General features: G+C 42.6%; 9 protein-coding genes and 1 pseudogene. All 10 read left to right on the plus strand.

What is annotated here, in order from left to right; all coding sequences use genetic code 11:
* Positions 1-126: 126 nt before the first annotated feature.
* Positions 127-2541, plus strand: coding sequence for an SLBB domain-containing protein (locus tag AC1XUF_RS12500; RefSeq protein ID WP_483342137.1), 2415 nt, complete (start codon positions 127-129; stop codon positions 2539-2541).
* Positions 2542-2561: 20 nt separating this feature from the next.
* Entirely contained in the window at positions 2562-3623 is a 1062-nt protein-coding gene (locus tag AC1XUF_RS12505; protein ID WP_483342138.1) for a GNVR domain-containing protein, read from the plus strand.
* A gap of 45 nt (positions 3624-3668) precedes the next feature.
* Positions 3669-4439 carry a glucose-1-phosphate cytidylyltransferase gene (rfbF, locus tag AC1XUF_RS12510; RefSeq protein WP_483342139.1) on the plus strand — a complete coding sequence of 257 codons (771 nt, stop codon included), beginning with the start codon at positions 3669-3671 and terminating at the stop codon, positions 4437-4439.
* 8 nt (positions 4440-4447) lie between these two features.
* Entirely contained in the window at positions 4448-5530 is a 1083-nt protein-coding gene (rfbG, locus tag AC1XUF_RS12515) for a CDP-glucose 4,6-dehydratase (RefSeq protein WP_483342140.1), read from the plus strand.
* Entirely contained in the window at positions 5520-6434 is a 915-nt protein-coding gene (locus AC1XUF_RS12520) for an NAD-dependent epimerase/dehydratase family protein (RefSeq protein WP_483342141.1), read from the plus strand. Before rfbG ends, AC1XUF_RS12520 begins: the two co-directional genes overlap by 11 nt.
* A gap of 7 nt (positions 6435-6441) precedes the next feature.
* Positions 6442-8181 (plus strand): thiamine pyrophosphate-binding protein, encoded by a 1740-nt coding sequence (locus tag AC1XUF_RS12525; protein WP_483342142.1) that lies wholly within the window; start codon positions 6442-6444, stop codon positions 8179-8181.
* A gap of 74 nt (positions 8182-8255) precedes the next feature.
* Positions 8256-9581 carry a lipopolysaccharide biosynthesis protein RfbH gene (gene rfbH, locus AC1XUF_RS12530; RefSeq protein ID WP_483342143.1) on the plus strand — a complete coding sequence of 442 codons (1326 nt, stop codon included), beginning with the start codon at positions 8256-8258 and terminating at the stop codon, positions 9579-9581.
* A complete protein-coding gene (locus AC1XUF_RS12535; RefSeq protein ID WP_483342144.1) occupies positions 9578-10495 on the plus strand; it encodes a glycosyltransferase family 2 protein in 918 nt (305 codons plus the stop codon). Before rfbH ends, AC1XUF_RS12535 begins: the two co-directional genes overlap by 4 nt.
* A 68-nt stretch (positions 10496-10563) precedes the next feature.
* Complete coding sequence (locus tag AC1XUF_RS12540; RefSeq protein ID WP_483342145.1) at positions 10564-11766, plus strand: lipopolysaccharide biosynthesis protein; 1203 nt, start codon at positions 10564-10566, stop codon at positions 11764-11766.
* A gap of 446 nt (positions 11767-12212) precedes the next feature.
* A pseudogene (locus AC1XUF_RS12545) lies at positions 12213-12365 on the plus strand (LbetaH domain-containing protein); the annotation flags it as partial.
* Positions 12366-12373: the final 8 nt, after the last annotated feature.

Here is a 12373-nt window from a genome sequence, read left to right on the forward strand (position 1 = left end):
TTTTCACAACAACAATATTTCATTTTAGAATTTAATTAAATAAGATTCGTAGTTTTACTCGAACTTCCTAGTGCTAACCTGGCACCATTTTAATACCATGGTACTGAGAATAATAAAATACACTGCATGCATTATCAATCCTTTTCAAAAAGAAATTTCTTTCCCATTTTTCTATCGGCCCTGACACTGATTAGTGTCCATGTTCTTGGACAGAATACGTCGCCACAACAATTGCCAGCTCAAATCAATCCTGTAACTCAGCCTCAGGTGAATCCGGCTCAGATCAGCAATCAGCAGGCAGTTGACTTTTATAACCAGGCAAAATCCGCTGGTATGACAGATATGGATATCGAGCGGGCCGCATTACAAAGAGGTTATACCCTCGATCAGATTTCAGCTATGCGAAAGCGGTTGCAGCAAAAACCGGAAGAGCAAAAGCGGGTACAGGATACGAACAGGGACCAATTGGATGAGACAAGAGATCAGGATGGTCTTGATGAGCTCGATGATGAGTCCAATAATGAGAGAGATTCAACCAATTCCAGGCCGCCTGGTGGCCGTCGACTGAGCAGAACTTTCGGCTCTGCGTTTTTCGCATCCGGCAATTCTACCTTCGAACCTAACCTGCGACTGGCTACACCAAAAAATTACATTCTTGGCCCCGAAGACGAGATTGTAATTGACATTTACGGTAATGCGGTCGACAATTTCCGGATGAAAGTCAGTCCGGAAGGAACAGTGAAGATGCTGAATCTCGCGCCGGTGTACGTGAATGGTTTAACGATCGAACAAGCGAATGAACGAATTGTAAACAGGCTGAGGCAGGCTTATTCTACATTAAACCGTCCAGGTTCTGGCACTTATTCTTCTATCACACTGGGAAATGTGCGCAGCATAAAAATAATGATCACCGGAGAAGCTGTCAGGCCAGGCACTTACACTTTATCGTCTCTCGCAACGGCCTTTAATGCGCTTTCATTGTCCGGGGGACCTAGCCGCAACGGCTCTTTCAGAAACATCGAAGTGATCAGAAACAACAAGGTTGTCAAGAAAATTGACCTGTATCGTTTCCTGGTAGACGCCGATTTACTTGATAACATAGCGTTACAAGATCAGGACATCATCCTCATTAGGCCTTTTGATACAAGAATTGAGCTGAATGGCCAAGTAAAAAGGCCAGGTATTTTCGAGGCAAAACCAGGCGAAAAGATCTTATCATTAATACGTTATGCTGGTGGCTTCACACCAGAGGCTTATACCAAAGTACTCACTTATCAACGTAATACAGGCACTAACTATATCATAGGTAGCCTGGATTCAGCTCAAGTTGAAACATTTGCGCTTAGAAACGGTGACATATTCAACATCAAACAAATACTTGACGTCGTGATCAATCAGGTTGAGGTCAATGGTGCTGTCACTATACCCGGTGCCTACGCGCTGGAAGAAAAATGCAATACCGTCCTCGAATTGATTCAAACTGCCCAAGGACTTAGCCCAAGGGCATTTCTTAATCGTGCCATACTGGAAAGATCCTCAGGCGATACACAAAACGGTATCGTTGCCATTGACCTGCGCAAGCTAATCAATGGTGAAATTGAAGATATTCCTTTGCTTGCCGGTGACATTCTTACTATTAAATCCGTTGAAGACCTCAAAGAATTTACCTATTTATCAATCGCAGGAGCTGTCATCAATCCTGGCGATTATTACTATTATAAAGATATTACCGTTGCGGACGTAATATTTCAATCTGGGGGTTATGTGGAAGGCGGTATCCCCTATAGAATTGAAGTTTCCCGAAGGGTTAAAGAAGACACGTTGGATCTTCCTAATTCACAGAATGTCCGAATCTTTACGTTAAATGTTTCTGAAAATCTTAGTTTAAATCCGGAGGATCAGAAATTCAAGCTTCAACCTTTTGATATCATTTTTGTGCGAAAATCGCCCCGATATGAAAATCAAAAGACAGCTACTATTTCAGGTGAAGTTAAGTATCCGGGTACTTATACCATTTTATCAAATTTCGAGCGTATCACTGACTTGTTCCCAAAAGCAGGGGGTCTCAAACCCGAGGCTTACCTGGGCGGTGCGAGGTTTTACAGAAATAACGAGCTGGTTGCGGTAGACCTGGATGCGATATTAAAGAGACCCGAACTACCATCAAATCTTTTATTGCAAAATGGAGATAACTTGGTTATACCTATTAAAATTGAAACCGTCCGGATTCAGGGCGGTGTACAAAATCCCTCTGTAATGAATTTTGATGGCAGATTTTCTTATACGGATTACATCTCTCAAGCCGGGGGATATACTGAAAGAGCCTGGAGGAACCGCGCCTATGTTTCCTATCCGAACGGTCGAACGCACAGAACAAAGAAGTTTCTTTTTTTTCGCTCTTATCCCAAAATTGAGTTGGGATCCACGATAACCGTTCCTCTAAAGGAACCTAAACAGGAAAGACAAATGAGTTCGGGAGAGAGAATTGCAATTATCTCAATCTTAAGCTCCATTGCGCTGACAATCATACGCTTACTTTAGTTACTTGAAATTCTAGAACTATGTCTGAACCAACATTTCATTCAGCGGCACGACGAAAAGAAAGTATTGAAATAAGCATAGCTGACGTGTTTTTTTTCTTCAAGCAATATTTCATACTGCTCGTTTCCATAACATTTGCATTTGGGGTTTTAGGGTATCTAACTGGTTACCTGCAGCCAAAAGAATATCTGTCTCAAACTATTCTTCTGCCTGAACAGGGACCGACTACGGGAGGTTTTTTTGCTGGGCTTGCCATGGGCGGTATGTCTGCTGAGAAAATCGGTGCAGTGAGAACTGATTTGTATCCGAGTGTTTTACAAAGCATTCCTTTTGGTATATTTATGCTGAGGCAGCCGGTTATAGACCAGTATAATCACAAATATAAATCTCTGAAGGAATATCTGGAGACTGAAAACACTCAAAGCATTTTTTCGAAGCTGTTCGGAAGTGCCCCTGTCCCACAAGTGGAGAATCGGCCGGTACTACCCGGTGATTCAAAAATTCTTGCCCTGACAGGTTCGGAAATGGGTAATGCAGCCAAAATCCTTCAGATAGTTCAAACCTCCATTGATACCAAGACAGGTATAATAACTATAGCTGCCGAAATGAGGGATCCTGTTGTTGCAGCTATCGTTGTTGATGCCGCGAGCACCTACCTTATGAACTATGTGTCGGATTATAGAACTAGCAAAACGGCAAGAGAAGTTATATTTCTTGAAAAAAGAACAGCAGAAGCCAAAGTAAGGCAGCAAAAGGCAGAGTATGCTTTGCAAAATTACAGAGACAGGAACATTAATGCTTACCTTAACACAGCCAGAATTGAGGAACAACGGTTACAATCAGAATACACACTAGCTCAGGCTATCTATAACGATTTGGTAACGAGATTAGAACAAGCAAGAATTAAGGTTCAGGAACAACAGCCTATCTTTAAAGTTCTTGAACCTGCAAAAGTGCCACTTAGTAATAGCAAGCCCCGAAAATTGTTTATTGCGCTCGGCTATGCGTTTTTAGGCGGTTTCTTAGGTTTAATGTATATTTTTTTTGTTAGAGAGAAACTTCAGAATAAGTTACTCAGCTAACTATCCAATAAAACACAAAAATACACTCACTTATCCATTTGATCCATGAAAGTAGTCTTGCTAGCTGGTGGTTTCGGAACCCGTATTTCGGAAGAAACTGTAACAAAGCCGAAACCAATGGTGGAAATTGGCGGCAAGCCCATCCTCTGGCATATCATGAAAATTTATTCTTCTCATGGTTTCAATGAATTTGTAATTTGCCTGGGTTACAAGGGTTACTATATAAAAGAGTATTTCGCGAACTATTTTCTTCACCAATCGGATGTAACTTTCCACATGCGGGAAAACAGGGTGGAAATACATAATTCACTGGCTGAGCATTGGAAAGTAACTCTGGTTGACACCGGTTTCGAAACCATGACTGGAGGAAGAGTTAGAAAAGTGAAAGAGTACCTAGATAACAAGCCATTCCTGCTCACCTATGGCGATGGCGTTGCAGATATTAACATTAGAGACCTCGTTGAATATCATCAAGCCCATCATAAATTACTGACCGTTACTGCAGTGCAGCCTTCCGGAAGATTCGGCGCACTAGACATTTCCGAAAACCAGGAAGTTGTTTCATTCTTGGAAAAACCCAAAGGAGATGGCGCATGGATCAACGGCGGTTTTTTTATCTGCCAACCAGAAGTCATGGATTATATAAGCGACGATAACACGATATTTGAGAAAGAACCTCTTGAAAACTTAGCCGCAGATCGTCAGATGATGGCTTATAAGCATGACGGCTTCTGGAAGCCAATGGATACTTTGAGAGATAAACATGAATTAGAAAATTTGTGGGACTCGGGAAAAGCCCCGTGGAAAAACTGGTAGACACCCAAATGAATTATCAACACTTAACACATTACTATAAAGGCAAACGGGTTTTTCTGACTGGTCACACCGGTTTTAAAGGTTCGTGGCTGCTCAATTGGCTTTATTTACTGGGAGCAGATGTCAAGGGCTATTCGCTTGCGCCGCTCCACGACTTCGATCTGTTCAATGTCATAAAAGGCGACACGTTATGCGATTCGGTCATAGCGAATGTTCTTGACAGAGACCGCCTGATATCTGAAATCACTTCATTCGAACCAGATTATATCTTTCATCTCGCCGCGCAGCCGCTTGTTCGCCTTTCATACGAGATGCCTTCCGAAACGTTTGCTGTAAATGTGATAGGGACTGCACATGTATTGGATGCAGTTAGAATGTTAACAAAAAGCTGCAATGTCATTCTGATTACAACTGACAAAGTTTATGAGAATAAGGAATGGCAATATCCTTACAGGGAAAATGATCGCCTGGGAGGCTACGATCCGTATAGTGCGAGCAAGGCTTGTGCCGAATTGGTGATCAGTTCTTACAGAAATTCGTTTTTCAACATTGCAGAATATGCCACGCATCAAAAAGCGATAGCGAGTGCACGGGCTGGTAATGTAATTGGGGGCGGTGACTGGGCGAGAGACCGTATCATACCGGACATTATACGGGCCCTCTCAAAAAACGAAACAGTATTTGTTCGTAACCCTTCGTCCGTCCGTCCATGGCAACACGTTTTGGAGCCGCTAGGCGGCTACTTGCATTTGGGTGCCAAAATGACTGACAACCCGACTTTAATAGCGGATAGCTGGAATTTTGGTCCCCTACCCGAGGACAATCTAACCGTAGAGGATCTTGTCAAAATTGCGTTAGCCAAGTGGGGACAAGGCAATTACGAAAGCCAAGCGGCCAGAGAGAAGCTTCATGAGGCAGGACTTTTAAAACTAGATATCAGCAAGGCTGCTAATGTCCTGGAATGGAGGCCCAAATACAATGCTCAGACAGCAGTCGAAAAAACATTGGACTGGTATAAACAGTTCGAAGGGCAGGCATCAGTTATTTCTTTTACCCGAGATCAAATAATGGAATTCGCTGATGCCCTATAACAAAATATTTTTGACGGGAGTGTCGGGATTCATTGGCTCACATCTTGCCAACCTCCTAATCAATGAAGGTTATCAGCTCATGGCATTGAAAAGACGCTCAACAGATTTATGGCGTTGTCAAGAATTCGAAGACCAGATTTTATGGATCCAGGAAAGCACTATGGAAAGTGCCTTGCTTGAATTTAGGCCAGAAATAATCATTCATCTGGGTTGGACGGGAATAAACCATATTGAGCGTGGAAACTGGGAAATGCAATTTTCAAACTTACAGATTCTTTTTACACTGCTTAGAATCAGTCGATTGGTGCCTGTCAAAAAATTCATAGCCTTTGGATCGCAGGCAGAATATGGATCCATCGAAGGTCGGGTAAGTGAACTGGTGTTGCCGAGACCAGACAGCGCTTATGCAGTAGCTAAATTAGCCGCTCAAAAGACGCTTCAAGTATTTTGTGAGCAAAACAGTATAGAGTGGTATTGGCTCAGAGTTTACTCGGTTTTTGGACCAAAAGAAGACAAGAGCTGGTTTGTTCCCATGGTAATTAATAATCTGCTGAATAACAGGCCCTGTAATCTCACGGCTTGTACGCAACAATATGATTACCTTTATGTGAAGGACCTGGTGGGTATGATTCTTAAAGTTGTTCAAATGACCGAGAATCGTTCGGGAGTGTACAACTTATCATCCAACCACGCAAGACCATTGAAGTCTCTGATTCTTGAAATCAACGATATAATTAAATCCAAAGCTGCAATTTCATTTGGAGCTGTTCCCTTCCGCCCGCAGCAGTCTATGCACATTGAGGGCAACAGTGAACTTTTTAATACCACATTTGGACAATTTGATTTATGTGATACGAGGTCTGCTTTGGCGGAAACAATCAATTTCTATAAATCAATTAAATAATAGGAGGATGAAAGTATCAGATTATATAGCAGCATTTATCCAAAAACAGAGAATTCACACCGTCTTTGAGATGGCTGGGGGGATGATAACTCATATGCTGGATTCCATTGCGGCTTATGACGACATCAAGATCGTCAGCATGCATCATGAGCAGGCAGCTTCTTTTGCTGCGGATGCATTTGGACGATCCACTGGACGTCCGGGGGTCGCTCTAGCTACATCCGGGCCAGGCGCTACGAACCTACTGACCGGTATTGGAAGTTGCTATTTTGATTCCTCCCCTGCTGTATTCATCACCGGGCAAGTCAATCTGCATGAGCAAAAAGGTGACCGTGCGATAAGACAGCTAGGATTTCAGGAGACAGACATCGCTACGATGGCTGAGCCGATTACCAAAGCGGTTTATCGTATTGAAGATGCTTCTCAAATTGAAGAAGTTTTCAACGAGGCATTTTCGGTCGTATTAAGTGGTCGCCCCGGCCCGGTTTTAATCGACATTCCAATGAATATTCAACGTGCTGATATTGCAGTCGGGCCAATAGAATATATAGAGAAAACAGTTCCTGCTTCAACCGGGGACAATGCTTCCCGGCAAATGATGTATCGGGAAATCGTTGAGATGATCAATGATTCGTCCAGGCCAGTTATCCTGGCGGGCGGCGGTGTGAGGTCCTCGGGATCCCAAGCACTTTTTAAAAAATTTGTGGAGAGTACTTCCCTTCCGGTCATTACGTCCCTGCTTGGAATAGATGTACTGCCGAGAACGGACAAGAGTAATATTGGTTTCTTAGGGGCTTACGGCAACAGATGGGCCAACCTTGCAATAGGTGAATCCGATTTGATACTGGTATTGGGAAGCCGCTTGGACATTAGACAAACCGGTGCTGATACCGGCTTCTTTGGTTCAAAAAAGATCGTTCATGTGGATTGCGAACTGGGGGAGCTTAATAACCGGCTTAAAAACTGTCATGTTATTCACGACGACCTGAGTTCGTTTCTTGAAGGCATTCTTAGGTTTATGGATACTACGCCGGTTAGGACAGATTTTTCCTCCTGGAAAATTGAAATAAGAACGTTGAAAGAAGCCTGGCCCGACGTGAATGAACTTCCTTCGGTTACAGGGATCAATCCCAATGTTTTCATGCATAAGCTATCCCACAATGCAGGAAACGTATTTGCGTGGATTGCGGATGTCGGAAATCACCAAATGTGGGCTGCCCAATCCCTTGAAATAACGGAGGGGCAACGTTTCCTGACTTCAGGCGGCATGGGGGCTATGGGATTTGCGTTGCCCGCGGGCATTGGGGCTTGTTTAGCTTCCCAGAAAACAGTTGTAGTAATAGCAGGAGATGGTGGATTCCAGTTGAATATACAGGAACTGCAGACCATTTTTCGAAACAACCTGCCCGTCAAAATGATCGTGATCAATAATAATAATCTTGGTATGATCCGGCAATTTCAGGACAGTTATTTTAATTCTCGTTATCAATCCACCTTTTGGGGCTACTCTGCACCTGATTTTGAAAAGGTGGCCCATGCTTATGGCATCGCAGCCAGTACGATCAGGAAGGACGAGGAGATTGATTCTGCGGTAGAATGGTTCTTACGCGAAGACGGGGAATCCAAACCCAAACTTTTACAAGTTATGGTTGACTCCTATGCCAACGCTTATCCAAAAATTGCATTTGGTAAACCACTGACTGAGATGGAGCCTTTTGCAAAACCGATCGCAATGGAAAGTACATGACCATAAAATACCACGCACAAAACAGAAGCTAACTTTCAACATGAGGGATGACTTATCCTTAATTAATTGATTTAATGGACCAAACACCACACAATCTTAATAATCTGGACGCGGAACTGATCGAAAAACTGATCCCGATTTTGAAGAAGAACACCTCCAGGGAAATCATTGCCGGCACCGACTATATTCCGGTAACAGGTAAATTAGTTAATGAGCATGATCTGTTATTGGGTATTGATTCAATGATGGATGGATGGCTTACCACCGGAAGATTTGGCAAAAAATTCGAATTCCAGTTTGCTAAATATTTCGGCTCCAAATTTTCGGTCCTGGTCAACTCAGGATCGTCCGCAAACCTTTGTGCTTTCTATGCGTTAACTTCTCCTAAGCTCGGAGATCGTCAGATTAAGCCGGGGGACGAGGTCATTACCGTCGCAGCAGGGTTCCCAACTACCATTAATCCTCTTTTGCAATACGGCGCAATTCCTGTTTTTATCGATGTTGATATTCCCACCTATAATATCAAGTCTGCTCTTATCGAGCAGGCAATAACTTCGAAAACAAAAGCCATTATGATCGCCCACAGTCTTGGAAATCCTTTCGACTTGGATGTAGTTATGGAAGTTGCGAAGAAATACAACTTATGGGTTATTGAAGACGATTGTGATTCCCTTGGAGCAACTTATCGTGGACGTAAAACCGGTACATTCGGTGATCTAGCGACGGTATCTTTCTATCCAGCCCACCACATTACAATGGGAGAAGGCGGCGCTGTGCTTATCAACAATCCAAAATTAAAGATGATTGTCGAAAGCTTCCGCGATTGGGGAAGAGATTGTTATTGCGAAACGGGGAAGGACAATACCTGCCGTAAACGTTTTGAATGGCAATTAGGCGGTCTGCCATTTGGCTATGATCACAAATATACCTATTCCCATATCGGCTTCAATCTGAAAGTAACCGATATGCAGGCAGCAGTTGGTCTGAGTCAATTGCAAAAAGCAGATCAATTTGTATCAAAGCGTCGGGAAAACCATAAGCTGCTTTACGATGCACTTAAACCCTTCGAAGAGCACTTCATTTTGCATGAGGCTACTCCTCACAGTGAGCCTAGCTGGTTTGGGTTTATGATCACCATCAGAGAAGGCAGTACGCTCAACAGAAGCGATCTTACTCAATATCTGGAGGAACAGAAGATAGGCACCAGGCTGCTATTCGCAGGAAACTTGCTGCGTCAACCAGCCTACAGAGAAATTCAGCACAGGGTTGTTGGTGATTTAACCAATACCGACATCATCATGAACGACTCGTTCTGGCTGGGCGTTTGGCCGGGCCTTAACGAATCCCATTATGCATATATCCAGGACACACTATCACAATACATCAAATTGAATTCATGATATCCCCCAAACCAAAGATTGGCGTTGGAATCCCGACATACAACCGGGAAAGGTATTTGAGAATGCTGCTGAACACCATTCCTGCGGATGTGGAAGTGGTAGTCAGCGACAATGGAAACAGCTGTACCGAAGCATTTCGGGAGGAATTTAAGAACCGCACATTTATTGGAACAGATCATGTCGTTGATGTCGTCAAGAACTGGAACAATGCAGCTTCAAACCTGACCGCAGAATGGATCTGCGTCGCATCCGACGACGACATCTTTTTCGAAGGAGCATTTGATACTGTTAAGGCTTATATCGCTCAATATCCGGATGCAGAAATGATCGTTTTTGGGCATAAAAATATCGATGAAGATGGCAATGAGATAAATAGCTGGAAAGTGAAAAAACTGACCATTTCAGACGCTCCAAAGGGTTATGAAATTGTCAAATACGGTGTCGATGCACGGGTGATCGCTATATTTTTCAAGAAAGAGCTCTATACCAGGATTGGCAAGTTTGACGAAACTTACAAAATAACGGCAACGGATAGTGACTTTATCCAAACTGCGCTGCTTCAATCAAAATCGGTATTTGTACCGGAGATCATTGCGGGGTACCGTGTGTGGAAAAAGAGCATGACCGGAACGTTGATTGCTACCAAAGAGTGGATCAATGAAGTGGAATTCTGGCAGAAAAAAATCGGGAATGAGCTTAAAAATGTCAATTACAGCAGTTTCTTGATCAGAAAAAACACCAATGAAGTGATTGCGAGAAATCTTTTGGCAGGACTGAGATCGCTTCATGCCCAAAAGAAAAATCTTTCTTTTTCAACGGATTTCCTGTTTCAGTTTAAATATCCGGTTTTCGCCACTATCAGAACCCAGCTTAAGATTGTACAATGTCTATTAAAAATCGCATTGAAAGTTTAGGAAGGGCCGGCAAATCCTTGTCAATTTCCTTTGTTAGTCAGATCACTACGTCCGTTATAAGCTTTATAATGGTGCCATTGCTGATACAATATCTTAATAAAGACAATTACGGGCTATGGGTAACTTTGATATCGCTCGTTAGCTGGATACTCGCGTCCGATTTTGGCATCGGATATGGATTCCGTAACCGTGTTACGGAATACCTCGCCGACCGAGATAAAGAAAAGTTGAATGGCTATTTTAAAAATACCTTCCAATACTATCTCATCATTACAGTATTGATTTCCTGTTTTTTTGTCTATACCGTTTTTAATAATCCTATTCTTAGCAAGTACAAATCGCTATCGCTGATCATATATATTCCTTACATCATTTATTTTCCATTTAGCATCAGCAATCAGGTTTTGCAGGGATTGAGATTTGTTCATTACACAGCCCTCATAAGCTTGATGAGAGCTGTGCTCTGGGCTACGTTCGTCGTGCTCCTGATCAATATCAATGCTATCGGTAATCTTACGAATATCGCAATAGGATACAGCGTGGTCAACTCCATTGTCAACGGAACGGGCGTTTACCTTGCTTTCACCAAATCAGAAATCCGCTTGCCGCATTTCAAATCGCTGCTAAGCAAGCCTATAATTGACAGTACATTAATTACTGGGGCCAAATTTTTTATATTGCAAATCAGCACTTTGCTCCTTTTCTCAATGGGCAATTATTACGTTTATTCCAACCTCACGGCTGCGGATACTACTTACTACGACACCATCAACAAGGTTTATACGCTGTATATGACCTTTTTCAACATCATCATTTCCGTTTTCTGGTCCGAGATAGTCTTTCTAAAAGCGCAGGGCAATTTTTTAAAATTAAGAAACACCTACAAAAAGCTACTGGGTATTTCTCTGGTCGTTTCGGGGGGATCTTTCGCAATTATGTTCGTGGCACCATACTTCATCAGTCTTTGGACCAGTGGTAAAATCGCAGTAGCAAGTAAAGATTGCCTTCCATTTTCGTTTCTTGTTTCCGTCCAATCTGTTGCCTATGCCGGAGCTGTATTTTTGAATGCGTTCGAAAGAGTGATGCCGCAGGTCATATTGGCATTTATGAATATTATCTTGGTATATCCTCTTATCAAACTGGGGTTCAAGTATAACACCGGTTTGGGAACTGTACCTCTTGTCTCCGGAATATTGTCAATACCGGCATTACTCATCTGCCATTATACCGCACTGCGATTGATAAAACCCGCAAATACCAATCACACATGAGCAGTATCCTGAACCTGATCAAAAAGTTGCGGTACAAGTTTACGTTTGGTAAACTTCCCTCCTATTTGTATCAGATAGGCGACGGCACGATCATGCAGCCACATGGGATCAGACTTTTTTTTCACACCAAAAAAGAGGAAAGAAATTACGTGACCGTTGGCAAAAAATGCATCATAAAAGCAGATTTCATATTTGAAACTGCAAAAGGAAAGGTAACTATTGGAGATAACGTTCACATAGGCAATGCCAATTTCATTTGCAGGACCAGTATTTCGATTGGTAATGATGTGACCATGGCGTGGGGAATTACATTATATGATCATAATTCTCATTCTATATATTGGGAAGACAGGATGAATGATAATCATCAGTGTTATAAAGACTTAACAGAATCCGGCAATAATATTCTGAATAAAGACTGGACCAGCGTGGTCCAAAAACCAATAGAAATTGGCAATAAAGTATGGATTGGTTTTGATGTGACAATCCTCAAAGGAGTGACTATCGGTGAGGGAGCAGTCATTGGAGCAAAAAGTGTGGTTACCAAAGATGTCCCGGCCTGGGCAGTTGTCGCTGGCAACCCAGCAAGGATAATAAAGTATTTAAA

Source organism: Dyadobacter sp. HNCC25DJ185 (assembly GCF_056895195.1).